The sequence below is a fragment of the Arthrobacter sp. Sr33 genome, from assembly GCF_054511195.1.
Genome location: NZ_JBTNDD010000004.1, coordinates 109,588 through 135,397, shown reverse-complemented (window position 1 = coordinate 135,397; position 25,810 = coordinate 109,588). Strand labels below are relative to the sequence as shown.

The window sequence follows — 25,810 nt, the reverse complement described above, 5'->3', positions numbered from 1 at the left end:
GACGGGTGCATTGCGGTGGATGAACAGCGGACCCGGATCGGCATCAACTACTCATGCAAATCCGGGTCCGTCACAACGCCGCCGCGCTAACGGCCGGGTAGGGAGGCTACTGCTATTCCTGGACCGGGATGGACTGCGCTTTCAGTGCATCGACGGTCTGCTGCTGGCCTTCACTGAGCGCATCCAGCAGTGTGCCGGAGCCGCCAATCGCTGCACCGAAACCGTCGGAGACGTCAGTGTAGGTCTGGGTCATGGTCGGGCCCCAGGTGAAGTTGGGGTCAACGTTCGCTGAGGCTTCGGCGAAGACATCATAGATCTGCTGTCCGTCGTAGAATTCGACGCCGCCAGCGAAGGCCTCAAGCTCGGTCGCAGACTTTGCTGCTGGGTACAGCCCGCCGAGTTCGTTGGCCAGGGCCAGGGCTTCAGGGTCGGTGTTGAGCCACAAGGCGAACTGCGCTGCCTCGGCCGGGTGCTCTGAGCCCTTCAGCACAGCGGTGGAGGAGCCACCCCAGTTGCCGGCGGTTTCTCCGCCTGCTTCCCACTGCGGCATGGGGGCAACGGCCCACTTGCCTGCTGTGTCGGGTGCGCCGTCGGACAGGGTGGTTGCACCCCACACGGCCGAAACCCAGGTCCACTGCTGGCCCTCGTTGAACGATGCGTTCCACTCGTCCGAGAAGGACGGGAGGGTGGACACGAGGTCCTCCGACAGCAGGTCCTGCCAGTAGGTCGCGACTTCCTCGGACTCGGGCCCGGTCAGATTAACGTCCCAGCTCTCGCCGTCGTTGGCGAACCACTGGCCGCCGTTCTGCCAGACCATGCCGGCGAACCAGTTGACGTCAGTCTTGGGGAAGTTGGTGATGTAGGCGCCCTCCGCCTTGATCTGCTCGGCGGCAACGGCATATTCCTCCCAGGTGGTGGGAACCTCGATGCCGGCCTCCTCGAAGAGATCGGCGCGGTAGTACATGGCCATGGGGCCGCTGTCCTGCGGGATGGCGTAGACCGAGCCCTCCTCGCCGAAGGTCGTCTGTCCCCACGTCCAATCGACGAACTGGTCGGCGGCCTCCGTGACGCCAGCGCACTCGGCGATGTTTTCCAGCCCGTCCTGGACACGGAAGTTCGGCAGTGCGTCGTACTCGATCTGGCCGAGGTCGGGTGCGTTGCCAGCCTGAATCTGATTGAAGAAGTTCTGGTAGGTACCGGAGTTGCCGTTGGGTCCGGTCTGCACGGTGACCTGGATGTCCGGGTTCTCCTCGTTCCACAGTTCAACTACCTGGTCCATCCCTGGAACCCAGGTGGTGAAGTTCAGCTCGACTGGCCCCTCGGAGGCCTCGCAGGGTGCCGCTTCGGCCCCTCCGCCCGAGCTGTCCCCGCCGGCTGAACAACCGGTGAGAGCCAGCGCAGAGATGGCAAAGGCCGCGGTGACTTTTCCGTAATGCGCGCGCATTGTTTTTCCTATCGGTGGTAGTTCAGTGCAGGAGCGGATGTCCCTGCACCAGGTGGTGCTGATTGTGAAAATCTGTGTGCTATTTGACGCCGCCGGCGCCGAGCCCGCTGCTCCAGAAGCGTTGTAGTGCGAGGAACGCGATGATCAGCGGGACAATCGAGACGAGAGCTCCGACAAGCACCAGGGACCGCAGTTCGGGGATCTGGCTGATCTGGCTGTTCCACGCGTAGAGGCCCAGGGTGACCGGGAAGAGTACCTGATCGCGGAGCATGATGAGAGGAAGGAAGAAGTTGTTCCAGATCGCCACGAACTGGAAGAGGAAAATCGTGACCAGCGCGGGAGCCATCAGGCGGGTGGAGACCGTGAAGAAGGTCCGGACCTCCCCCGATCCGTCCAGTCGCGCTGCCTCGAGCAACTCCCCGGGGACGCTGGCCGCCGCGTAGATCCGGGCCAGGTAGACGCCAAACGGGCTGACCAGGCTCGGCAGGAACACCGCCCACATGGTGTTTGTCAGATTGGCCTGGCTGAAGATCAGGAAGAGCGGCAAAGCCAGCGCTGTCGCGGGAACAAGGACACCGCTGAGCACGATGTTGAAGATCGCCTCGCGTCCCTTGAACTCGTATTTAGCGAGCGCGTACCCGCACATCGCGGCAATGACGGTGCCGAGCAGGGCCCCGATCCCCGCGTAGATGGCCGAGTTCAGGAGCCACCGGCCGAACAGTCCGTCGTTGTAGGTGAATAGCCGTCCCAGGTTGTTGAAGAAGGTTCCGAACGAATTCGCCGTGAACCACAGCGGCGCCGTCGACGTGATTTCGCCACCGGTTTTCGTTGAGGTGGTGAGGAGCCACCAGATGGGGGTCAGAAAGTAGAGCGTGAAAACACCCATGATGAGCATCGCGGCGCTGCGCGACATGATGCTCTGGCGGGGTCCACGCGCGGTGTCTTCCCGGGGCGGTCTGGGTCCTCCACCGCGTGGGCGTTTGGAGGCCGTGGCTGGGGCTGCGGTCACTGGGTAACCTTCCGCTGGGTCGACTTCAGGAAGACGAAGGAGAGGATGAACGTGGCGAGTGCGAGGACCACCGAGAACGCCGCGGCCAGATTGTAGTTTGGAACCGACGCGGTGGTGTAGACCGCGAGGTTGGGCGTGAACGTGCTGTTGATCGCCGAGCTGAAGCTACGCAGGGTCTGCGGTTCGGCGAGCAGCTGCAGGGTGCCGATGATCGAAAAGACCGCCGTCAGGATGATCGCCGGGATCACCAGGGGGATCTTGATGCGCCACGCGATCTGGATGTTGCTCGCCCCGTCGAGCCTCGCGGCCTCGTAGATTTCGGTGGGGATCGCCAGCAGCGACGCATAGATGATGAGCATGTTGTACCCGACATACACCCAGGTCACGATGTTGGCTATGGCCCAGAGCACGAGGTTCGCCGACAGGAAGTCGACGTTCGATGTCACCGCGCCGAACGGTGAGAGCGACGGCGAGTAGAGGAACCCCCACATGATGGCGGCGATTACTCCCGGGACGGCGTAGGGGGCGAAGAACGCCAGGCGGAAGAACTTTTTCCCCTTCAGCAGCGGTGAATCCAGCAGCAGGGCGAACAGGAGCGCCAGCCCCAGCATGATGGGCACCTGTACAGCGCCGAACACCATCACCCGGCCCACCGAAGCCCAGAACGCGCCGTCCTGGAAGACCTGCTCGTACTGCACAAAGCCGCCGAAGACCTGGCGGGGTGCGCCGAATGTCCCTTCGCGCTCGACGGTGAGCAGCGACTGCACAATCGCGTAGACGATCGGAATTGCGTAGAAGGCGAGGAACAGGAGCCCGAACGGCGCGATGAACAGGGCGACGGCGCGGCGCTGCGCTCCCGACGAACGGTTTTTCCTCACGACCGGAGGGGCCTTTGGCGCCCCGACCGGAGGGTTAGTGACTGTCATGGCCTGCATCCTTTCGGCCCTGAGCCAGGCCGTGGGCGTCGGGGATTTCTGGGGTGGTACGAACCACGCGCACTGCGCCGGCGGGAACGACGACGACGCCGGACACGGCCTCGTCAGTCAACAGTTCCATGCCGCTGACCCGGTGTTTGCGGTCCTCGGTGGTGTGGTTGATCAGGAAAACGTACTCATGGCCGTTGCCGCGCCGCGTGATCGACTCGAGCCCTGACTGCACCTCGGGCAGTGTCACGCCGGCGGTCACCGCGGCACGCAGCAGCAGGTCCTTCAAGACGCCACGGTCCAGTACCGTCGCGGCATACCAGGCCTCACCGGCCCCATAGTGGTTGCGGGTCACTGCTGGGGTGCCCACGTGGGTGCCGGTGGCATAACTCAGGATGGCTTCGGCTCTCGTGAGGTGGAGCGCTTCGGACCAGAGAGAGGCGGGGGACCCGTTGTCGAGGGTGAGCGGATGCGCCGGATCGAGAGGGAAGAACTCCTCCGTGCGGATACCCAGCAGGTCCCTGAAAGCTCCGGGGTACCCGCCGGGGCGCACTCTTTCGTTCTCGTCAACGATTCCGCTGAAGAAGCTGATGAAGGCGGACCCGCCGTCGTCGACGAAATCCCTGATGACCGCGGCATGCTCGTCCCGGATCAGATACAGGTTCGGGACCACCACCAGCTTGTAGCGGGAGAGCGGAGCGCCGGGGGCGACGACGTCGACAGTGAGTCCGGCTTCCCACAGTGCAGTGTAGGCAGCGTGGACCTGGCCGATGTAGCTGACGTCACCCGACGGGTGCGACTCCTGGTCGTGGGCCCACCATGCCTCCCAGCTGAAGACGAGCGCCACCTCGGCGTGCACCGTGGTTCCGCCCAGCTCGCGCAGCTTTCGGAGGGCTGCGCCGAGGCCGACGACGTCGCGCCAGGTCTGCGAATCGGTGCCGGCGTGGGGGAGCATGGCGGAGTGGAATTTCTCGCTGCCCTGCAGAGACGCGCGCCACTGGAAGAAGCAGAGGCCATCGGCGCCACGTGCCAGGTGGCTGAGTGAGTTGCGGACCATTTCGCCGGGCCCCTTGGCAATGTTGCGGGGTTGCCAGTTCACGGCGCCGGTGGAATGTTCCATCAGCAGCCACGGCTTGCCCTGGGCGAGTCCGCGGGTGGTGTCGGCGGCGAACGCCAGCTCAACCAGGGGCGCGTCGAGCCGGTGGTCGAGGTAATGGTCGTTGGCGATGACGTCCATCTCAGGGGCCCAGGTCCAGTAATCCTGGTTGCGGATGTGGGCGGCAACCATGAAGTTGGTGGTGATGGGGATGGAACTGTGGTTCCGGATCACTGCGGCTTCAGCCTGGTAGTAGTCAAGCAGTGCGTCGGAACTGAAGCGTTGGAAATCGAGTTCCTGGGTGGGGTTCAAAGCCGAAATGGTGGCCCGCGGGGGGAGGATCTGTGCCCAGTCCGAGTAGCGTTGGCTCCAGAAGGAGGTGCCCCAGGCCCGGTTGAGCTCGTCAACGGTGGTGTAGCGGTGGTGCAGCCAGGTGCGGAACGCGGCGGCTGAGACGTCGCAGTAACACAGCGCGTTGTGGCAGCCCAGTTCATTGGAGACGTGCCATACGGTGACCGCGGGGTGGTTGCCGTACCGTTGCGCCACCCGCTCCACCAGCCGGAGTGCGCGCTCGCGGAATATCGGGGAGCTGGGGCACCACGCCTGGCGTCCGCCGGGCCACCGCCGGGTGCCGTCGGCCATTTGCGGAAGGATTTCCGGGTGCAGGGCGGTCAGCCAGGGGGGAGGGGAGGAGGTGCCGGTCCCGAGGTTCACCGAAATACCGTTGGCATGCAACAGCGCAATGACCTCGTCCAGCCGGTCAAACGTCACGACGCCGTCGGCGGGTTCCAGCTCAGCCCAGCCGAAGATGTTGATGGCGGCGAGGTTGACACCCGCCTCCTTCATCAACCGGATGTCCTCGGGCCACACGGCGGGATCCCATTGCTCAGGGTTGTAGTCGCAGCCGTAGACCAGGTCTCCGTTGCCGGAGAGATCTGTGACAGTGGTGGTGCTCGAATTCAACCCGGCTCCTCGTCGATAGTGGACGTTCAGCTCGAGGGCGGCCGGTGAAGCGGATGCGTTCTGTGAACGCTCCCAGAATCGGGCTAATGAACTCGCCTTCGAGGTCTTCTGTGAACGTTCCCAGAGTAAGGCACGTCACATTTGCTTGTCAACGAAATTATTTGGCCGCGGGTGCGATGCGAGCCTGGGGCAGGCCACGGCCGCAGGCAGCGGCTCGGCTAAGGTACAGGTATGGAGTCAACGCGCACGCGCATCCGCAGGGCAACCATCAATGATGTTGCGTCGGCTGCCGGGCTGTCCCGTGGGACGGTGTCGCGGGTTGTCAACGGGGAACGCTATGTGTCCGAGGATGCGAAACTGGCCGTGGAAGAAGCGATCCTGCGGGTCGGATATGTGCGTAACTCGGTGGCCAGGAATCTGGTCCGGCAGGAGTCCGGGGCCATCGGACTGATCATTCACGAACCTCACTCGCTGTTGTTTGAAGACCCCAACATCGGGTCGATTCTGCTGGGCGCCAACGCGGTATTGTCAGCCGCCGACTACCAGCTGGTGTCGCTCATCATCGACTCCGAACGCGATAGCCGCAGGGTTGCCGACTATCTTCAGGGTGGCTTGGTGGACGGCGCGGTGATCGTGTCCGCGCGGGCGTCCGACCCGATTGCCTTGGCGGTCAAGAATCTCGGTGTGCCTGCGGCCTTCGTCGGCCACCCACCGGGGATCCCGGATATTCCGTATGTTGCTATCGATAACGCAGCGGCGGCCGAAGCCATCACCGCCCGACTGTTGGGCACTGGACGTACCCGGGTGGCCATGATCGCGTGCGCGCTTGACCGTGACTCCGGCCAGGACCGGCTGGCCGGGTTCAAGGCGGCGATGGGGGATTTGTTTGATCCAGGGCTGGTGGTGGAGTACCCGTTGTACACGTATGGGTTTGGGCTGGAGGGGATGCAGGAGTTGCTCAGGCGTCGCCCCGACCTCGACGGCGTCTTCGCGGCATCCGATGCTGTGGCCGCCGGGGCGATGACGGCCCTGCAGGAAAGTGGCCGTCAGGTCCCGGAGGACGTGGGGATTGTCGGGTTCGACGACAGTAGCTGGGCGCTGCGGTGCCGGCCACAGCTGTCAACGGTCAGGCAGCCGGCGGATCTGCTGGGTAAACGGGCGGCGGAACTCGTGCTGGCCCAGATCAGAGGGTTGCCGATCCCAGCGGAAGTGCTGGAGACGTCAGTGATGTGGCGGGGATCGGCCTAGGCAGCCGGGCGTTACCCCCGCAGCCGTCGTCGGGCCTGTCTGATTGCCTCGGTACACTGGCGGATCCCGCCAGCGCAGTAATATATGTCTTCCCGATAGCGCCGCCGCACCCAGCGCAGCAGCCGGTCCGTCAGACTGACCTGAGTGCGCGCATCGCTGGGATTGGTCATCAGCCACCGGCTGTCGAGAAAACCCGGCAGGCAGTAGATCAGATCGTGGGCGTCGAACAGCCGCAGGAAGGCACCGTTCGGTTGAAACTCACGTTCGGCAGCGAGAATGATTCCGGATTCCGGCCCTAGCAGCACCGTAGCGTCCACTGACTCAAGGTAATGGCACAGGTGGGCCATCACCCGGTAGTACCGCGCGCCGACGACATGACTTCGGCCCGCACTTTCGTCCGCCAGGAACGAACGCAGGATGACATCTATTCGTGGGGTTTTTGCTTCCATGAGCAGACTCTTCCACCCGCCACCGACACTTTCCGGCGACGACGACGGCTTCTGACCACCGCGGAGCTTCTGGCCACCGCGGGAGCAGCTGACGCCGTCAGGCGGTGACGGGCTCGACGACGATCGCCACCCGATCCTCACCGATCCGGGTGAGGACCAGGGTGGCCTTCTTCTTCCCGGCGGATTTACGCGCCTTCCCCGACCCGGCGAGGAGCTGCTTGCGAAGTTCTTCGGGGGTCACCGAGGTGCCGCGTTTCTTGATGTCCAGCACGCCGATGCCGTTCTCGCGGACCCACGTCCGGAGGGCCTTGACGTTATACGGCATCACGCTCAACACCTTGTAGGCGCGGGCGAACGGAGTTTCCTGCAGGTTCGGGGCGCAGATGTACGCGATCCGCGGATCCAGCAGGTGGCCATCCAGTTGACGTGCGACGTCCGCCACCAGCCCGGCGCGGATCACCGCGCCGTCCGGCTCGTACAGGTACCCTTCGGGGGCGCCGATCGGCGGGCGGGTTCCGTCGTCGAAATCGGCTGCACTGGTGAGCTCCGCGGCACCGTGGGAGCTAATCACCAGCGCGGAACGGCGCACGTCGGGGCGCTTCAGGGAGTTGAACCAGAGTGACACCTCAGTGACATCCCCATCGACGGACACCCACTGCGCCTCGCACCCGGCGGGCACCGCCTCGTGGGGGATGCCCGGGCCTAGCTTCACCCCGACTGGGGTCCCTTCGTCGGCGAGGCGCTCGACGAAGGACAGGGGAGGGGAAAATGCCTCCGGGTCAAAGATCCGGGTGGTGCCCGAGGTGCTGGTGGTGCGGCGGGCGGGGTCCAGCCAGACGCCGTCGTACCCGGTAAGGTCGAACGACTCCGCATCGCCACCCACCACAGTCGCATTGGGCCAGGGCATCAAGTTCATGGTTGCGGCGGCGGCGGTCGTCTCGTCGATCTCCACGGCAGTGACCTGGCGGTCCAGGCTGGCCAGGGCGATCGCGTCAGCACCAATCCCGCAGCCCAGGTCGGCGACCCGTTCGAGGCCAGCCGTGACAAAGCGTTCAGCATGATGGGCAGCCACACCGAGGCGGGTGGCCTGTTCCAGACCGGCGGCGGTGAACAGCATGCGGGCTGCGAACGGCCCAAACTTCGTTTCCGCCTTGGAGCGCAACCGGGACTGGGTCAGAGCGGCCGAGATGACCACCGGGTCGTGCCCTGCCCGGCGCAGCGAGGTGCTCAGGCGCATCGTGTCGGCTTCGTTGTACGGAGCCAGGGAGTTCAACAGTTCCCAGCCCGCAGGGGTCAGGAGCGGCGCGATCAGGTCAGTCGCGGCGTCGGAGGCCATCTCAGTAGCCTCGGGCGTCCCCGGCATCGGTGCCGATGGTGCTCAGCGATATCTCGGGGGAATTCTTCTCGACCCGACGCAGCGCCCAGATGTCGTTGAACAGGGCCAGATACTCGCCGTCGGACCGGACCAGCACCTCTGTGCCACGGATGGCGCTGAGGGCTGCCTGCGCGTCGTGGGTGGTGAGCCGGGCCAGCGAATAGGGGAGCGGCTCCATTCGCATCGGTGCGCCGAAATCGTGCTCCATCCGGTCGGCCACCACCTCGAACTGCATCGGCCCGACGGCGGCCAGCACCGGTGCCTGATCGCCACGAAGATCCGAGCGCAGCACCTGAATGATTCCCTCATGGCCCAGCTGTTCAATCCCGCGCCGGAACTGCTTGAAGCGGCCGGCATCCTTGGATCTGGCCACCCGGAAGTGCTCGGGGCTGAACAGGGGAATCGGCGGAAACTCCACCGGCTCCTCGATGTAGAGGCTGTCGCCCATCCGCAGCGCCGATGCATTGACGAGCCCGACGACGTCGCCCGGCCAGGCCTCGTCAATCACCTCCCGTTCACGGCCGAAGAGCTGCTGGGCGTACTTGGTGGCGAAGGTCTTGCCGGAGTTGGCGTGGGTGACCACCATGCCGCGTTCAAACACGCCGGAGCAGACCCTGATGAATGCGACGTGGTCGCGGTGCGCGCGGTTCATGCCGGCCTGGACCTTGAAGACAAATCCCGAGAAAGGGGCATCGACCGGACGGGGGTTGCCGTCGACGTCCTTGCGGGGACCGGCGGCTGGTGCCAGGTCGACCAGGGCGTCCAGGATGTGCTGGACGCCAAAGTTCAGAACCGCTGACGAGAACAACACCGGGGTGCCCGTACCGGCGTGGAAGCTTTCCAGATCGAACGGCTGGTTCGACTCGATGACCAGCGACGCTTCGTCGAGGGCGTCCGTCCAGGCGTCGCCCTCCTGTGCCAAGGCTTCGGCTGGGCTCAGGTGCTCTTCGACGGCAAGGGAAGCACCGGCGTTCTTGCGGGTGAAACGAACAAACTCGTCACGCTTGAGGTCCCACACGCCGCGGAAGTCGCCGGCGAAACCCACGGCCCAGGTCAGCGGCATCGGAATCAGCCCGGTGCGCTCGGTGATTTCGTCCATGAGTGCCAAAGCATCCAGCCCGGGTCGGTCCCATTTGTTGATCACCGTGATGATGGGAATGTTGCGTTGCCGACAGACCTCGAACAGCTTCATGGTCTGGGTCTCAAGGCCCTTTGCTGCGTCGATCAGCATGACCGCGCAGTCCACTGCGGCCAGCACCCGGTACGTGTCCTCGGAGAAGTCCGAGTGGCCGGGGGTGTCCAGCAGGTTGATGACCGTGTCCCGGTAGGAGAACTGCAGCGCCGTGGAGCTGATGGAAATGCCGCGGTCCTTCTCCATCTGCATCCAGTCGGATACGGTCTCCCGGCGGTTCTCCTTGCCGTTGGTGGCACCGGCCGTGCCGATCACGCGGGCGTGAAGGGCCAAGGCTTCGGTCAGGGTCGATTTGCCGGCATCGGGGTGAGAAATGACGGCGAATGTACGACGGCGGGACGCCTCCTGGGCGATGCCAGTGTGGCGCTGGGTGGAGGCCTGTACCTGCTGGGTCACGAAACTGCTTTCGAAAGTGGTGGGAATGCCATTGCTGGCCAGTTCCCCAGTCTACTGGGCGGAGTCTAACGGCGTCGAAGCGCGGTCGGCGCACGGATGCAGCACAGTTGCTCAGTGGCAGCCCGGACTCGCTGGTGGTCGGGGGCTTGCTGCTGCGGCGGGGGGCTCAACCAGTGGGTCCACGTGGCGGCCTTCGCTGCAGTAGTCGCTGGCCTGGCCGCTGAACCCCTGGAAACGAATTCCTGGGATAAACCGGTCGGAAACCGTGCTGCGCTGGCAGCGCAATCTGGCACTCGCCTTGACCGAGTGCTAACCAATGCATAAAGTCAGACTTGGCACTCTCACCATGAGGGTGCTAACTCCTTCAGGGAAGCGTGAGCCGGCACCGCGACGACGGTCAGCGCCATCCGAAGGCCTTAATTCCATTTGTCACCCAAGCGAAGGAGAGGTCCGCGTGCCGGTCTCTATTAAGCCTCTTGAGGATCGTATTGTTGTCCGCCCACTGGAAGCCGAGCAGACCACTGCCTCGGGTCTGGTAATCCCGGATACTGCCAAGGAAAAGCCCCAGGAGGGCGAAGTTGTTGCAGTAGGCCCAGGCCGCGTTGACGATAACGGAAACCGCGTGCCTGTAGATGTAGCCGAAGGCGACATTGTCATCTACTCGAAGTACGGCGGAACCGAAGTCAAGCACGCCGGCGCGGAGTACCTCGTACTCTCAGCCCGCGACGTTCTGGCGATCGTCGTTAAGTAGTGTTCACTCGAGAGAACCCCGGCCACACAGGCCGGGGTTCTCTCGTCGGTGCGTGAAGACGTACCAAGAACCACCAGGTTTTTCACAAGCAGTATTTGCACAATGGAAGAGGAACACATCATGGCAAAGCAGTTGAAGTTTGACGACGCTGCACGCCGCGCACTGGAAGCGGGAGTCAACAAGTTGGCTGACACCGTCAAGGTGACGCTCGGCCCCCGCGGCCGCAACGTCGTGCTGGACAAGAAGTGGGGCGCCCCCACCATCACCAACGACGGCGTGACCATCGCCCGCGAAATCGAACTGGACGATCCGTTCGAGAACCTTGGTGCTCAGTTCGCCAAGGAAGTGGCCACCAAGACCAACGACATCGCCGGTGACGGCACCACCACCGCGACGGTGCTGGCACAGGCACTGGTCACCGAAGGCCTGCGGAATGTCGCAGCCGGCGCTGCCCCATCGCAGCTGAAGCGTGGCATTGAGGTCTCCATCGAGGCCGTTGCTGCCCGCCTGCTCGAGAATGCCCGCGAAGTTGTCGGTCAGCAGACCGCCAGCGTCGCCTCCATCTCCGCCCAGAGCTCAGAGGTCGGCGAGCTCATCGCTGAAGCCTTCGAGAAGGTCGGCAAGGATGGCGTTATCACCATCGAGGAGTCCTCCAGCACCCAGACCGAACTCGTGCTCACCGAGGGCATGCAGTTCGACAAGGGCTTCCTCAGCCCTTACTTCATCACCGACGCCGAACGCCAGGAAGCAGTGCTCGAAGACGCACTGATCCTGATCAACTCCGGCAAAATCTCCTCACTGCAGGAATTCCTGCCGCTGCTGGAGAAGGCGCTGCAGGCCGGCAAGCCCCTCTTCATCATTGCTGAGGATATTGACGGCGAAGCGTTGTCCACCCTGGTAGTCAACAAGATCCGCGGCACCCTGAACGTGGTTGCCGTCAAGGCGCCAGGCTTCGGCGACCGCCGCAAGGCAATGCTGCAGGACATCGCCACGCTGACCGGTGCGCAGGTTGTTTCACCGGACCTCGGCCTCAAGCTGGACCAGGTAGGCCTTGAGGTGCTGGGTTCCGCTCGCCGGATCACCGTTACCAAAGACACCACCACGATCGTTGACGGCATCGGCAGCGAGTCCGATGTTGCGGACCGCGTAGCCCAGATCCGTGCCGAGGTTGAGCGCACCGATTCTGATTGGGACCGCGAGAAGCTTCAGGAACGCCTGGCCAAACTGGCCGGCGGCATCGGAGTCATCAAGGTTGGCGCAGCCACCGAGGTCGAGCTCAAGGAAAAGAAGCACCGCATTGAGGACGCCGTGTCAGCGACACGTGCAGCTCTCGATGAGGGCATTGTTGCCGGCGGCGGCGCCGCACTGATCCACGCCTCGAAGGCGCTGGACACTGACGCTTCGGTACTCGCCCTCGAAGGCGACGCCGCAACCGCGATCAACCTGGTGCGACGCGCCTTGGCCCAGCCACTGCGCTGGATCGCTGAGAACGCTGGCCACGAAGGCTACGTTGTGGTGCACCGCGTCGAGGAACTCGAGCCCGGACACGGCTTCAATGCTGTCACCGGTGACTACGAGAACCTCATCGACGCCGGCATCATCGACCCCGTCAAGGTCACCCGTTCAGCACTCCGGAACGCGGCCTCGATCGCGGCCCTGATTCTCACCACCGAAACACTTGTGGTCGAGAAGCCAGAGAGCGACGACGAAGAAGGTCACAGCCACTAGTTCCCTCAAGGGCTAGACAGACATGACAGCACCCCCGGTCCTCGGACCGGGGGTGCTGCCATCTGGTGGGCAGTTCTCCCTATCTACTCCAGCTCCTACTACCGGGTGATAACCCACCAGATTGATGCTCTGCTCCATTCCTGATCGATCCGGGCTGTGTCGAATCACACGCTCCCGGAATAGGGTGCACCCGGCAATCGTTTTAGGATGAGAGTCTGGCAATTCGAATATCCCTCGGCCAGCTTCTACCCACAGACCATCTGAGAAAGAGGCGACGCAGTGACCCAGCCGTCCCAGCGCAACGAAACCCATGACCCATTCGGATTCGTTGGCCTGACGTACGACGACGTCCTGCTCCTGCCCGGCCTCACCGATGTGATCCCGTCCGAGGCTGACACCAGTTCGCGCGTTTCCAAGCGCATCACCGTTCAGACCCCGCTGTTGTCCTCGGCAATGGACACCGTCACCGAGGCACGCATGGCCGTGGCAATGGCCCGCCAGGGCGGCCTCGGCGTGATCCACCGGAACCTGTCGATCCAGGATCAGGCGGAGCAGGTGGACCGGGTCAAGCGCAGCGAGTCCGGCATGATCGCTCATCCGGTCACCATCGGTCCAGATGCCACCCTTGCTGAGCTGGACGAACTATGCGGCCACTATCGGGTGTCGGGTCTTCCCGTCGTCGACGACGCCGGGCATCTGCTCGGCATCGTCACCAATCGTGATACCCGGTTCGTTTCCGAACATGAGTGGCCACACCGCCTGGTGCGCGCGGTCATGACTCCCATGCCGCTGGTGACCGGGCAGGTCGGAATCAGTGGTGAGGACGCGATCGGGCTGCTGGCCAAGAACAAAATTGAAAAGCTTCCGCTCGTCGACGGAGAAGGCATTCTTCGAGGACTGATTACTGTTAAGGACTTTACAAAAGCCGAGCAGTATCCGCTCTCCACGAAGGACGACGAAGGCCGGCTGCGCGTCGGCGCCGCTATCGGCTTCTTCGGTGATGGCTGGGATCGCGCCATGGCCCTCGTGGACGCCGGAGTTGACGCCCTGTTCGTTGACACTGCCAACGGGCACAGTGCCGGTGTTCTCGAGATGATTGCCCGGCTCAAAGCCGAACGATCAGTGGCTCACGTCGACATCATCGGTGGCCAGGCAGCAACACGGGACGGCGCCCAGGCGCTGATCGACGCCGGCGCCGACGGTATCAAGGTCGGGGTAGGCCCCGGATCCATCTGCACCACTCGAGTGGTGGCGGGCGTTGGCGTACCCCAGGTGACCGCCATCTATGAATCAGCCAAGGCTGCCATCCCGGCAGGGGTGCCCGTGATCGCCGACGGCGGACTCCAGTACTCGGGCGACATCGGCAAGGCGCTGGTCGCCGGTGCCGACACCGTCATGCTCGGCTCGCTGCTGGCCGGCTCGGCCGAAGCCCCTGGCGAACTGATCTTCGTGAACGGCAAGCAGTACAAGACCTACCGTGGCATGGGTTCCCTCGGCGCCATGCAGACCCGCGGAAAGAATACGTCCTACTCGAAGGACCGCTACTTCCAGGCCGACGTCACAGGGGATGACAAGCTGATCCCCGAAGGCGTCGAAGGCCGCGTCGCCTACCGCGGACCGCTCGAGTCCGTCGCCTACCAACTGGTCGGGGGACTGCGTCAGACCATGTTCTACACGGGTGCCCGCACCATCGGAGAGTTGAAGGCAAAGGGCAAGTTTGTCCGTATCACCTCCGCCGGCTTGAAGGAGTCGCACCCCCACGACATCCAGATGACCGTCGAGGCTCCGAACTACGGCAGCAAGTAACGCGCCGGGCGCGGGTCAGCAGCGTGCATGGGTCCCGGCAGAACGGTGAGGATCCATGACAGATGATGAGCTCCGCCCACCCCGGGTCCCTCGACCGAGGCTTTCCCTGAGACCCTACGCGCGCGCCGTCGGGCAGGTCCTGAGAGTGAGCTTCAGAGCGTCACCGGGCGCCGTCGTCATGAAGGTCGTGGGGTCGCTGATCGCTGCTGTCCTCCCGCTGGTGACCACCTATTTCGCCGCGCTGACCACGACCGCGCTTGCCGAGGCCTACGCCGGGAATCCCGACGCCGGCCAGCAGGCGGTGCTCTATGTGCTGATCACCGCCGGCCTGGGATTGTTTTGGGGCGCCTTCACCAGCGTGGACCGGTATATCCAGCAGGTCATGAGCTTCAGGGTGGGAGCGGTGGTGGGGGACCTGATGTACGAACGGTTTCTCGCGCTCGAGTTCTGGCGGTACGACGACAAGGACACCGTTGACCTGTACGACCGGGCCAAACGGTTCTCGGATTCCTATGCGCGCGTTCTCGACCGGATCGCTGCGATCTTCACCCAGCTAGCCTCGGTGGTCCTGGCCATCGGCGCGCTCCTGCTGGTCAGCTGGTGGGTCGCACTGATCGTACTGATCGCGATCATCCCGAGCGTCTACCTACAGTTCAAGCTATCCCGCGAACAAATGGCCCACTGGAATACCCAGGTGGATTCACGCCGGCAGCGTCGGCTAATAGAAACGAACCTGATTCGACCGCAACATATTGCCGAGATGAGGCTCTACGGCATCGTGGGCTACCTGATGGACCTGCGGTCCCGCCTCCGCGATGCCGACGAACTCCGCCGACTGGAGTTCCAGAAGCGGTACATTCCCAAACAACTGGCTGCCGATGCACTTCAATACGGCGCCGAAGTGGTGGCCCTGATCTGGGTGGTAGGTCAAATCATTGCCCGGGCACAGCCGGTGGGACAGTTCCTCTACATCCAGCAGATTGTCAGCCGCGCCCTTACGACCGCCAATTCGCTGGTCACCTCACTCAGTTCAATCGATGAGGACCTCGCGAACCTCAAGGACTACGAGGAATTCATGAAATACCCCACGGCCGTCGGCGGTGGAGAGGTGCTGGCCAAAGCCCCGGCTGAGGTGACGTTGGAGAATATTTCCTACACCTACACTGGTGGGTCAGCTCGGGTGCTGAAGGGCATTTCCCTGAGCATCCGGAAGGGACAGCACATAGCCATTGTCGGGGAAAACGGTGCGGGAAAGTCGACCCTGATCCGCGTTCTGGCCGGGCTGTACCAGCCGGAGTCGGGCAAGGTGCTGCTGGATGGGCAGGACCTGAGGGGTCTGGACATCAGCTCATGGCATCGGCATCTCGCGGTGATGTCGCAGGATTTCCTCAAGTACGAATTCGCAACGGCGGCCAACAACATTTACTTCGGGGATGTGTCATTGCCACGGGACGATACACGGATCGAGCGGGCCGCCCGCGACGCCGAGGCCAGCGACTTTATCAGTCGCCTCCCGAACGGGTTCGAAAGCCATGTCAGCAACTGGATGGAAGACCCCCGTGGACGGAAGGGGAGTGGGCTGTCCGGCGGGCAATGGCAGCGACTGGCGATGGCCCGCAACTTCTACCGCGGTGCCCCGTTCATCGTGATGGACGAGCCCACCTCGGCGATCGACGCGCTTGCCGAACACCGCATCTTCGGCCGGCTCTTTGCCGACCGGGAACACACGATCATTGCCATCAGCCACCGGCTGGCGACCATCGAGAAAGCCGACATCATTTACATGCTGGAGGATGGGCAGATCGCGGAGTCGGGAACCCACGATGAACTCGTGAATCTCCGTGGCCGGTATTTCAGGATGTTTGAGAGCCAGCTTGGGCTTGATCCGAACACCGTTGCTGAAACCTGATCGGCAAGCCCTAAGCCGAGGTCTTGTCCTTCGGCTCCTGAGCCGAGGTGGCAAACGCATCTCGTCCGTCCACGGGCAGCTGATGGTCCGCGGCTCGATAGTCAAGTTCGGCCCTGAGCTCCTCGTAGCGGGACTCGGTTTCCGGATCGGGCTCGTGATCCGTGGTGTATTCGGCGTCCAGCTGACGGTGGATTTTGCTGTTCAGAATTTCAACCTGGCTATCCTCCAGTGGAGCCAGGTCCGCCGGGAAGGGCTGCTCCGGTGAAAGCCTACTTTTGTCGCCCATAAGCCTCTGCCTTTCGAAGAGTGTGCTCGGATAATCCCTGCACACGGCAGTCTACGTCGAAAGGGCTGGGAAATATTAGCCTGCGGCCTGAGCGCCCCCGTTGCGACCTGCACCCAATTCTTCGATCAGGTTGCGCAGCTCCGCCCTTAGGGTGTCGGAGAGCAGCCCGCCACCGGCGATGAGGTTCTGTTCGATCTTGAGTGCACTGACCAACGCGCTCCTACCGGCGTCGGAAACTGAAACCATCTGGATTCGCTGGTCCACTTCGCCCCGGACGCGATTGACGTAGCCATTCACCTGAAGCTTCTCGATGGTTTTACCCATGGTCTGATTCTGTACACGAATCAGCTGAGCCAGCTTGGTCTGATTGATCGGGCCGTAATCCTGCAACACCCGCAGCGCGGTGTACCCGGCATGGGTGAGTCCGAGGTCAACCAGCCCCGCGTTCCAGGCATGGTCGACCAGTCGCGCCGCGGTGGTTAATAGCCTCCCGGTGGGCCATTGCTCCAGCTCCTGCATGTCGACAATTCCTTCACTAGTGAGATCGGAGGACCGGTACCAGGTAGGCTCCCATGTCCGGGATGCGATGTCGGGGATGCCATCCACCCTAGCCCTCTTGTGGGGCGAAAAGAAAGTAGGCTTATCACCTTCTGGTGGGATCTGGTGGGTGGAGCCCCCTAATTCAGGGCGAAAGGCCGGCTGAATGCCGGGAAACCCGCCGCGGAGTCCTTGCGTGTCGCCCTGGGATAACCTTGTCAGGTGACTAACGAGATTGAAATTGGCCGAGGCAAGCGCGGACGCAGGGCGTACTCCCTCGATGACGTAGCGGTGGTTCCGTCCCGCCGCACCCGTGACCCCCATGACGTGTCCGTGCAATGGCAGATCGACGCCTACCAGTTCGAAATGCCAGTCATCGCCGCACCGATGGATTCCGTGATGTCGCCGGAGACCGCCATTGCCATGGGGCGGCTGGGCGGTCTTGGCGTGCTCAACCTTGAGGGTTTGTGGACCCGCTATGAGGATCCCCAGCCCATGCTGGACGAGATCGCGAACCTGAGCACCGAGAATTTCAGTCCGGCGGCCACCCGCCGGATGCAGGAAATTTACAACGCGCCAATCCAGGAGGGCCTGATCACCAGCAGGCTCGCCGAAATGCGCGAGGCCGGGGTCACGGTGGCCGGCTCTCTGACACCCCAACGCACCCAGCAGTTCTACAAGACCGTCCTCGCCGCCGGGGTCGATATCTTCGTGATCCGTGGCACCACGGTCTCCGCCGAGCACGTCTCCAAGGACGACCGACCCCTGAACCTCAAACAGTTCATTTATGAGCTCGACGTCCCGGTCATCGTCGGAGGAGCCGCCGGTTACACCCCGGCGCTGCACCTGATGCGCACCGGTGCTGCCGGCGTGCTGGTCGGGTTTGGCGGGGGTGCGACGACGACGACGCGACGCGCCCTGGGCATCCACTCACCGCTGGCTTCGGCCATTTCGGACGTAGCAGCCGCACGGCGGGATTACATGGATGAATCAGGCGGTCGCTACGTGCACGTGATCGCGGATGGCGGGATGGGTGCCAGCGGTGACATCGTCAAAGCCATCGCGATGGGTGCCGACGCGGTCATGCTCGGTTCGGCACTGGCCCGCGCCGAGGAAGCGCCGGGACAGGGCTGGCACTGGGGCCAGGAGGCTCACCACGACGAACTACCCCGCGGCGACAGGGTCAAGATTGGCACGGTGGGTCCGCTCAAGGAGGTGCTGTGGGGGCCGTCGCATCACACGGATGGAACCTCCAATGTGATTGGCGCCCTGCGCCGGGCGATGGCCACCACCGGCTACTCGGACCTCAAGGAGTTCCAGCGGGTGGAAGTAGTTCTTTCCCCCTACATTTCCAACGGCTGATTGCTAAGGTTGGGGGACGTAGTATCGAACCCGACGAAGGATCGCCGCCATGTCATCAGGAGCACTGAGCCCGAAGAACCGTGAAGACGCGCTAGCAGCGTTGAAAGCCACCTCGGAGTCCGGTAGGGAGTTGGACATCCTGATCGTAGGCGGCGGCGTCGTCGGCGCTGGATCGGCGCTCGACGCCGTGACCCGCGGACTGGACGTGGGGATGGTTGAAGCCCGCGACTGGGCATCAGGCACTTCCTCACGGTCATCGAAGCTGATCCACGGTGGTCTGCGGTACCTCGAAATGCTCGACTTCGCGCTGGTACAGGAGGCCCTCAAAGAACGCGGCCTGCTGATCCAGCGAATCGCACCGCACCTGGTCCGACCGGTACCGTTCCTCTACCCGCTCACCAAGCGGTTCTTCGAGCGCCCCTATGTGGGTGCCGGAATCTTGCTGTACGACACCATGGGCATGACCTCAGGCAACTCGCGGGGCGTCCCCATGCACAAGCACCTTTCCCGTCGCGGGACCCTCCGGGCCGCCCCCAGCCTTAAAGAAGACGCAATGGTGGGCTCCATCCGCTATTACGACGCCCAGGTGGACGACGCGCGGTATGTGGTCAACATGGTGCGGACCGCAGATCACTACGGGGCCAAAGTCGCCAACCGGGTGACGGTAGTAGATTTCCTCCGCGAGGGTGAACGTGTGGTCGGAGCCCGCGTCAAGGACCAGGAAACCGGCGAACAGTTCGACATCCGCGCGAAGCAGGTCATCAATGCCACGGGCGTCTGGACCGACGAAACCCAGGCTATGGTCACCGACCGCGGCCAGATGAAGGTCAGGGCCTCAAAGGGCATCCACCTCGTCGTTCCGCGGGACCGCTTCCAGTCCACAGTGGGACTGATCCTGCGCACCGAGAAGTCCGTCCTGTTCGTTATCCCCTGGGGTCGTCACTGGATTATCGGAACCACCGACACCGACTGGGACCTGGATAAGGCGCACCCGGCCGCGTCCTCCAAGGACATCGACTATATCCTGGAGCATGTCAATAAGGTGTTGCGCCGCCCGCTCACCCGGGAAGACGTCGAGGGTGTGTACGCCGGGCTGCGGCCGCTCCTGGCTGGCGAAAGTGACTCCACGGCGAAACTTTCACGGGAGCACGTGGTCGCGCACCCGGTTCCGGGCCTCGTGGTCGTCGCTGGGGGCAAGTGGACCACCTACCGGGTGATGGCCAAGGACGCGGTGGATGAGGCGACCCGGGCACTGGACGAGCGGGTCCCCGCCAGCTGCACCGAAACCGTCCCGCTGCTGGGCGCTGAAGGGTACAAGGCGGCCTGGAACAAGCGTGCCAGGATGGCTGACCAGTCGGGTGTCCACGTGGCACGGGTGGAACACCTCCTGCAGCGCTATGGGAGCCATGCGGAGGACATTCTCGCGCTGATCCGCGAGGACAGGAGCCTCGGCGAGCCGTTGCCAGGGGCAGATGACTATCTTGGAGCTGAAGTGGTCTACGCGGTAACCCATGAGAACGCGCGCCATGTCGACGACGTCCTCACCCGCCGCACCAGGATCTCCATTGAATCCTGGGACCGTGGCGTGTCGGCGGCTCCTGATGTCGCGTCGCTGATGGCGCCGTTCCTCGACTGGAGCGACGCCCAGGTCGACCGCGAGGTCAAACACTACCTCGCCCGGGTAGAAGCCGAGCGGCTGAGTCAGGAGCAGCCCGACGACGTCCTGGCAGACAATGCCCGGATGGGAGTCGAAGATATTGTCCCGCTAAGCTAGGACCGCGGTCTGGACGCCGTGCCGCCTGCCCAACGCAACCCGCGAGAGGTCTACCATGACCGAGCGATCCCTGGAATTCACCGATGCCGTTTTGACCACCCCTGATCTGGTGATCCTGGAGATGGTTGCCGCCGACAAGGAAGCGGCGACGGAACAGCTTGCCACCAAACTGTTCGAGGCGGGGCGTATCTCGCAGCTCGAGGGATTCCTTGCGCAGGTCAATTCGAGGGAACACCAGATGGCTACCGGGCTGCCGGGTGGGGTAGGGCTGCCGCACGCGCGCAGCGACTACGTCACCCAGACCAGTATCGCGGTGGGCGTCACCAAATACGGCCACAGCCTCGACTTCGGGGCAGTGGACGGGCCGGCGACGCTGGTCCTGCTGATCGCCACGCCGTCGCAGTCCTTCTCGGAACACCTCGAGGTGCTGGCCACGCTGGCGCGGTCCCTGTTCAAGGAGAACTTCAGGGAATCACTCAGGCGTGCCCACGACACCGAGGTAATCGCCGAGTTGATCAATTCCTCGCTGGTGTTCTTCGACCACTGAGCCGTCTGCGAGAAGCCCGTTGTCATGGCGGTCGTCATTCGGACCGCCATGACTTCCACAACGCCGCATAGGAACCATCAAGGGCGAGCAGCTCATCGTGCGAGCCGAGCTCGGTGATGTTGCCGTTCTCCACGACGGCCACCCGATCGGCGTCGTGAGCCGTATGCAGGCGGTGGGCAATGGCCACCACGGTCCGCCCCTCCAGCACCGCGTTCAGCGAGCGTTCCAGATCGCGGGCGGCCTGCGGATCGATCAATGAGGTTGCCTCATCCAGGACCAGTGTGTGCGGGTCGGCGAGGACCAGCCGCGCGAGTGCAAGTTCCTGGGCCTGGGCTGGGGTTAGCTCGTGCGCGCCGGAACCCACTTCGGTTTCGAGTCCGAGCGGTAGGGCGCGTGCCCAACCCAGCGCCCCGACGTCGTCCAGGGCCTGTTCGAGTTGCGCCTGCGTCGCATCGTCCTTACCGAGGCGGATGTTGTCCGCCAGGGATCCGACAAACACATGGTGTTCCTGAGTGACCAGTGCCACCTCACGGCGCAGCGCGTCGAGGGGACGATCAACCAGGGGCACGTCTCCGACGGTGACCGAACCGGCGGTGGGCGGGTGAATCCCGGCAATCAACCGTCCCAGGGTGGACTTACCAGCGCCTGAGGGCCCGACCATTGCCAGCCGTTCCCCCCGACGCAACTGCAGATCCACACCATGCAGGACGTCGTGGCCGGGGCGGTAGGCGTACCGTGCCTTGGATACGAGGATGTCGTCGTTCAACGGCTCATTATCGGTGGCGTGCCGATCCGGCCGAACCTCCTTGATCCCTACGATGCGCGCCAGCGATGCGGCACCCACCTGAATTTCGTCGGTCCACATGATCAGGAGATCCACCGGATCAATGAGCCGCACGGCAAACAAGGCAACCGTTGCGACGACGCCGGGGGTAACGACGTCGATGGAGGCGAGCCAGCCGCCCCAGAGCAGTACACCCGCCACCGGCAGCCAGAAGGCAAAGTCGGCTGCCGGGAAAAGCACAGTGCGCAGCCAGAGGGTGTACCGCTCGGCCCGGTAGCTGTCCGTCAACGCTCCATCGATGCGGTCCCGGCGCAGCGCACCCAGCCCAAGAGCGTCCACCGTGCGGGCGCCCTCGATGGTTTCGGTGATCGAGCCGTTCACGACGGCGTAGGTTTCCCGTTCCTTCTGGTAACCAGCCGAGCTTCGCTTGAGGTACCACCGGGTCACCGGATACAGCACGGGGAGGCCGACCAATAGAGCCAGTGCGAGGATCGGCGAGGTGATCACCGCTGCGCCGATGGTCAGCAGGATGGTCACTATCGACACCACCACCTGGGGCACACCGAACCGCACAGTGTGGGAGACGGCGTCGACGTCGTTGGTGGTGCGGGATACGAGGTCACCGGTTCCGGCCTTTTCCACGGTGGACAACGGCAGCGAGGTGACCTGTTTCATGAAGTCCTCGCGCAGTTCGGCGAAAACCGTTTCCCCGAACACCATTCCGGCCCGGACGGCCAGTCGTCGCAGGAGGGCCTGAACAATCAGGAACCCCAGCATGACCAGCGAAATGACCGCAATATAGTCCGAAGTGGTTCCCTCGACCACGGCGTCGACCACTCGACCGAGTAGTACTGGTCCCACCAGTCCGGCGATGGCAGACCCAACATAAAGCGCAATGACGCGGGAAAGTCCGCCGCGGTGGTGCCTGATTAGCCGCGCGGCTTCGGCTCGAACCTGGATCGGGTCCGCAACCGGAAGCTTCCCGGTCGGGTCGGGAGCGGCAGTTGTTTCACTCACTTCGGATTACCACGTTTCGGTAGGCGGGCTGGCTGGTCAGCAGTTCCAGGTGCGTTCCTTCAGCGGCCACACGGCCATCCTCAAGGTAAATGACGTGGTCCATGACGCCGAGCATCAGCGGGCTGGCCGTCACCACAACCGTGGTCTGGTCGGCGCCGCCCCGCAGGCCCTTCAGCCGGGCAGCGATCCTGGATTCGGTATGGGCATCGACGGCGCTGGTCGGTTCGATCAGCACCAGCGTCTCGGCCTCAGTCAGCAGGGCGCGAGCGAGGACCAGGCGCTGACGCTGCCCACCCGAAAAGCCCCTGCCGCGCTCGGTCACCTCGTGGTCCAGGCCGTCGTCGATTCCGTCGAGGATGTCCAGTGCACTGGAGGCGTCCAGGGCGGCAAGGATGCGCGTGTCATCATGCCTCGCCTGTGGATCCAATTCGGAGCGCAGGGAGCCGGTGAAAAGCTGGGGGTTCGCCTCGCTCACCACGATCCGCTGGCGGATGTCCTGCAGTGCGATGTTGCGTAACGGTTCGGCACCCCAGCGGACTTCGGCGAGGTGGAGCACCTCGTCCTCAAACCGGCCCAACCGGGTTGCCAGATCGGCTGACGCGGCGGTGTCCACCGACACCACCGCGGTCATCCGACCGGGGTGGATTAGCACGCCGGTGCTGGCGTCGAGCAGCGTAGCGCCGGGGGGTGGTGCTGGGGAAGTGGTGTCCCTGTCAGTTACGTCGGGTTCGACGACGAGAACGGCGATGATCTTGCGGGCACCAACATGTGCCCGGATGAAGCGGGCCACGCTGTCGGCAGCCGCGCGAATCGGAGTCATGAGGAAGATCGAATAGCCGTAGAGCGCCACCAGCTGTCCCGGCTCGATCTCGCCCGCGAGGGCCAGATTGGCGCCGACCCAGGTGAACAGCACGCTGAAGGCCCCGGCAATGAATACCTGGGAAGCTTCGAGATCGGCCAGGGAGTACGCAACACGGATGCCAGAGTCCCGGGTTTTCGCGGAGTGCTGACGGTAGCGGTTCACGAAAATGTGCTCACCGCCGATTCCCCTGAGCACCCGGAGCCCGGCCACCGTATCGGCGCCGACGGCGGTCATCTTGCCGGACGCTTCGCGTTGTTCACGCTGACGGGCCTGGAGGGGGCGGACCACGAAGAGCAGGAGGCCGCAGCACGCAGGAACACCGATCAGGACGATCAGACCGAGCAGGAGGGAGGTTTGTGAAATGAGCACACAGACCACCAGCCAGGCCATGATGGAGCCAGCCAGCCGGGCCGATACCGCGTAAATCTCGCCCAACCGGGTGGCGTCCGAGGCCGCAGTTGAAACCACCTCACCGGTGGAGAGCCGCCGCGGCAAAGCATCCCCGGTACGGGTGATCTTGTAGCCGATCAAACGGATCGAATGGAAGGCCGCCTGCAGCCAGCCGCTGATTGCCGTGCGGTGCTCGAGAGTGCCTGCGACTGCCTGCACGACGGTCAGGAGGATCAGGACGCCCACCCACAGCAGGAGCCGGTCGAAGTCGCCGGCCACCACGCCTTCATCGATGGCCCGGCCCAGCACATAGGGCATCACAGCCTGGGCGACCATCCAGGCAGTGCCGAACACTACTCCGGCCAGAAGCGTTGCTTTTTGCTTCGATGCGAGCCAGAGCAGATAGCGGGAAGGGGAGCGGAGGTCCGGAGGGCCGGGGTCAGGGTAGGGATACGAGCGCACGATCAACCATCCTAGCGCCTTCGCACCCAAGTGGTAGACACTTCCCAATCACTAAATTGCCCACTGCTGACCGGCTGGGAATTCTCGGGTGCATTCGGTTTTCTACACGGTGACGAAGTACCGTTAAGGTGTGCTCAAAACCGCGCTGAAACCCCGTTGGATCCTTTCACTGATCCTCGCCATGGTGATTGCGGGAGTCTTTGTGCTTTTGAGCCAATGGCAGTTCTCCAACTCGTCCGGTGAAGCGCCGCCCCCAGAGAGCGCCACCGAGCAGGTACAACCGCTAACCGACGTTTTTAGCCCGGGTGTCCCCATGACCGCGCCGGTCGCGGACCAGATGATCACCATGGATGGCGAGTTTCTCGCTGACACCACGGTGTTGGTGCAGGATCGGCTTCAGGAAGACCGGGCGGGGTTCTGGTTGATCTCGGCCTTTGCGGTCGATCAGGGGACCACGGTGGCGGCGACCGGTTTCGACGAGCAGACAGTAATTCCGGTGGTGCACGGTTGGATCGCCGACGCCACAGCGGCGATTGAGGTGCCTGAGCTGGTAGGTCCAGGCTCCGTGATCGGGCGGCTGCTTCCAGCTGAGGGCCCGGTCGCCGAGCGACCAGTCGCTGGCCAGATTCCCACCCTCGCGACTGCCGACCTCACCAACCGGTGGGACCGGGCCATCTACTCCGGCTTCGTCGTCTCAACAAGCACCACGCTGGCTGGAGCGCAGCAGGCACCCGAGGATCCACTGGAGGTCGTCACAGTCGGTCCCCAGCCGCAGGAGACCCCGCTGAACTGGCTGAACATCTTCTACGCCGTGGAATGGTTTGTCTTTGCCGGGTTCGCCTTCTTCCTCTGGTGGCGCCTGGTGGCTGATGATTACCGGCGCACCCTCGAAGAAGCAGAAGATGACGAGGCGGAAGAAGTCGCCCCGTCCGAGCGTGAAACAACTACGAATGAGGTACGACAGTGAGCACGCCAGACGTCAACAAATCCATCGACGGCAGAGCTGGTACCGCTAAGAAAACCAAGCGACGGTTCGGCGGCACCCACGCCCAGATTCTCTCCGCCGTGAAGTTCTACAAGGTGCTGGCCTACGCCACCGGGATCATGCTGCTGCTGGTGGTCGTGGAGATGATTGCCGCCTACGGCATGCAATCCCACATCATGATCGGCGGACCCGAGGGGCTGCTGTCCCTGACTGACAAGGAGTTCTCGGATTCCGCCGAAGGGTTCAACTTTTCCACCACTGTGCTGATCGTGCATGGCTGGATGTACGTGGTGTACCTGATCGCTGATTTCCGGTTGTGGCAGATGATGCGCTGGCCGTTCAAACAGTTCCTGGTGATGGCCCTGGGTGGGGTTGTGCCGTTGCTGTCCTTCATTGTTGAACGCCGGATCCACCGTCAGGTAGAGCAGGAGCTCGCCGCCCACCCCGAGGCAGCGTCTCGGTACTAGCGATATCGGGCCGTCGCAATGTGCGGTCGGGTGCCCATGGCGACTATT

Annotated in this window: 21 protein-coding genes; 10 read left to right on the top strand and 11 right to left on the bottom strand. The window is 63.6% G+C overall.

Annotated elements, in window-relative coordinates; genetic code table 11:
* Window positions 1–112: 112 nt before the first annotated feature.
* The 4 genes from ACX80T_RS07360 to ACX80T_RS07345 form a co-directional block, all read right to left on the bottom strand.
* Window positions 113–1,444 (bottom strand): ABC transporter substrate-binding protein, encoded by a 1,332-nt coding sequence (locus ACX80T_RS07360; protein ID WP_019481561.1) that lies wholly within the window; start codon window positions 1,442–1,444, stop codon window positions 113–115.
* A gap of 79 nt (window positions 1,445–1,523) precedes the next feature.
* A complete protein-coding gene (locus tag ACX80T_RS07355; protein WP_026040908.1) occupies window positions 1,524–2,357 on the bottom strand; it encodes a carbohydrate ABC transporter permease in 834 nt (277 codons plus the stop codon).
* 92 nt (window positions 2,358–2,449) lie between these two features.
* Window positions 2,450–3,388 carry a carbohydrate ABC transporter permease gene (locus tag ACX80T_RS07350; RefSeq protein ID WP_019481563.1) on the bottom strand — a complete coding sequence of 313 codons (939 nt, stop codon included), beginning with the start codon at window positions 3,386–3,388 and terminating at the stop codon, window positions 2,450–2,452.
* Window positions 3,366–5,435 carry a beta-galactosidase gene (locus ACX80T_RS07345; RefSeq protein WP_459304098.1) on the bottom strand — a complete coding sequence of 690 codons (2,070 nt, stop codon included), beginning with the start codon at window positions 5,433–5,435 and terminating at the stop codon, window positions 3,366–3,368. Before ACX80T_RS07345 ends, ACX80T_RS07350 begins: the two co-directional genes overlap by 23 nt.
* A gap of 231 nt (window positions 5,436–5,666) precedes the next feature.
* Between ACX80T_RS07345 and ACX80T_RS07340 the strand changes: the two genes are divergently transcribed.
* Window positions 5,667–6,683 (top strand): LacI family DNA-binding transcriptional regulator, encoded by a 1,017-nt coding sequence (locus ACX80T_RS07340; RefSeq protein WP_459304097.1) that lies wholly within the window; start codon window positions 5,667–5,669, stop codon window positions 6,681–6,683.
* Window positions 6,684–6,694: 11 nt separating this feature from the next.
* On the opposite strand, the gene ACX80T_RS07335 is transcribed toward ACX80T_RS07340, so the two are convergent.
* From ACX80T_RS07335 to ACX80T_RS07325, 3 genes are all read right to left on the bottom strand, one after another.
* Window positions 6,695–7,132, bottom strand: coding sequence for a hypothetical protein (locus ACX80T_RS07335; RefSeq protein WP_019481566.1), 438 nt, complete (start codon window positions 7,130–7,132; stop codon window positions 6,695–6,697).
* 97 nt (window positions 7,133–7,229) lie between these two features.
* Window positions 7,230–8,468: a class I SAM-dependent methyltransferase gene (locus ACX80T_RS07330; protein ID WP_459304096.1), complete on the bottom strand. Its 1,239-nt coding sequence runs from the start codon at window positions 8,466–8,468 to the stop codon at window positions 7,230–7,232.
* A gap of 1 nt (window position 8,469) precedes the next feature.
* Complete coding sequence (locus ACX80T_RS07325; protein WP_019481568.1) at window positions 8,470–10,095, bottom strand: peptide chain release factor 3; 1,626 nt, start codon at window positions 10,093–10,095, stop codon at window positions 8,470–8,472.
* 454 nt (window positions 10,096–10,549) lie between these two features.
* Between ACX80T_RS07325 and groES the strand changes: the two genes are divergently transcribed.
* From groES to ACX80T_RS07305, 4 genes are all read left to right on the top strand, one after another.
* Window positions 10,550–10,846, top strand: coding sequence for a co-chaperone GroES (gene groES / locus ACX80T_RS07320; protein WP_019481570.1), 297 nt, complete (start codon window positions 10,550–10,552; stop codon window positions 10,844–10,846).
* A 120-nt stretch (window positions 10,847–10,966) separates the two neighbouring features.
* Entirely contained in the window at window positions 10,967–12,574 is a 1,608-nt protein-coding gene (gene groL / locus ACX80T_RS07315; RefSeq protein WP_019481571.1) for a chaperonin GroEL, read from the top strand.
* Window positions 12,575–12,853: 279 nt separating this feature from the next.
* The gene (guaB, locus tag ACX80T_RS07310; RefSeq protein WP_019481572.1) at window positions 12,854–14,380 is read left to right on the top strand and encodes an IMP dehydrogenase; all 1,527 of its coding nucleotides are present in this window, start codon (window positions 12,854–12,856) and stop codon (window positions 14,378–14,380) included.
* A gap of 55 nt (window positions 14,381–14,435) precedes the next feature.
* On the top strand, window positions 14,436–16,289 hold the full coding sequence (locus ACX80T_RS07305; protein ID WP_459304095.1) for an ABC transporter ATP-binding protein: 1,854 nt from the start codon (window positions 14,436–14,438) through the stop codon (window positions 16,287–16,289).
* Between the two features lie 10 nt (window positions 16,290–16,299).
* Here ACX80T_RS07305 and ACX80T_RS07300 read toward each other — a convergent pair whose 3' ends face one another.
* Entirely contained in the window at window positions 16,300–16,575 is a 276-nt protein-coding gene (locus tag ACX80T_RS07300) for a hypothetical protein (RefSeq protein ID WP_459304094.1), read from the bottom strand.
* A gap of 75 nt (window positions 16,576–16,650) precedes the next feature.
* A complete protein-coding gene (locus ACX80T_RS07295; protein WP_459304093.1) occupies window positions 16,651–17,094 on the bottom strand; it encodes a MarR family winged helix-turn-helix transcriptional regulator in 444 nt (147 codons plus the stop codon).
* A gap of 240 nt (window positions 17,095–17,334) precedes the next feature.
* Here ACX80T_RS07295 and ACX80T_RS07290 point away from each other — a divergent pair, with 240 nt between their 5' ends.
* The 3 genes from ACX80T_RS07290 to ACX80T_RS07280 are packed head-to-tail and all read left to right on the top strand — an operon-like array spanning window position 17,335 to window position 20,795.
* On the top strand, window positions 17,335–18,474 hold the full coding sequence (locus ACX80T_RS07290; RefSeq protein ID WP_019481576.1) for a GuaB3 family IMP dehydrogenase-related protein: 1,140 nt from the start codon (window positions 17,335–17,337) through the stop codon (window positions 18,472–18,474).
* 49 nt (window positions 18,475–18,523) lie between these two features.
* Window positions 18,524–20,248, top strand: a complete 1,725-nt coding sequence (locus ACX80T_RS07285) for a glycerol-3-phosphate dehydrogenase/oxidase (RefSeq protein ID WP_019481577.1) — start codon at window positions 18,524–18,526, stop codon at window positions 20,246–20,248.
* A 55-nt stretch (window positions 20,249–20,303) separates the two neighbouring features.
* Entirely contained in the window at window positions 20,304–20,795 is a 492-nt protein-coding gene (locus tag ACX80T_RS07280) for a PTS sugar transporter subunit IIA (protein WP_019481578.1), read from the top strand.
* A gap of 34 nt (window positions 20,796–20,829) precedes the next feature.
* On the opposite strand, the gene ACX80T_RS07275 is transcribed toward ACX80T_RS07280, so the two are convergent.
* Both ACX80T_RS07275 and ACX80T_RS07270 read right to left on the bottom strand, forming a co-directional pair.
* Window positions 20,830–22,596: an ABC transporter ATP-binding protein gene (locus ACX80T_RS07275; RefSeq protein ID WP_019481579.1), complete on the bottom strand. Its 1,767-nt coding sequence runs from the start codon at window positions 22,594–22,596 to the stop codon at window positions 20,830–20,832.
* Entirely contained in the window at window positions 22,589–24,310 is a 1,722-nt protein-coding gene (locus tag ACX80T_RS07270; protein ID WP_019481580.1) for an ABC transporter ATP-binding protein, read from the bottom strand. Before ACX80T_RS07270 ends, ACX80T_RS07275 begins: the two co-directional genes overlap by 8 nt.
* Window positions 24,311–24,440: 130 nt before the next feature.
* Between ACX80T_RS07270 and ACX80T_RS07265 the strand changes: the two genes are divergently transcribed.
* Both ACX80T_RS07265 and ACX80T_RS07260 read left to right on the top strand, forming a co-directional pair.
* The gene (locus tag ACX80T_RS07265; protein WP_019481581.1) at window positions 24,441–25,277 is read left to right on the top strand and encodes an SURF1 family protein; all 837 of its coding nucleotides are present in this window, start codon (window positions 24,441–24,443) and stop codon (window positions 25,275–25,277) included.
* Complete coding sequence (locus tag ACX80T_RS07260) at window positions 25,274–25,762, top strand: DUF3817 domain-containing protein (protein WP_019481582.1); 489 nt, start codon at window positions 25,274–25,276, stop codon at window positions 25,760–25,762. The genes ACX80T_RS07265 and ACX80T_RS07260 overlap by 4 nt, the downstream gene beginning before the upstream one ends.
* The last annotated feature ends 48 nt before the right edge of the window (window positions 25,763–25,810 follow it).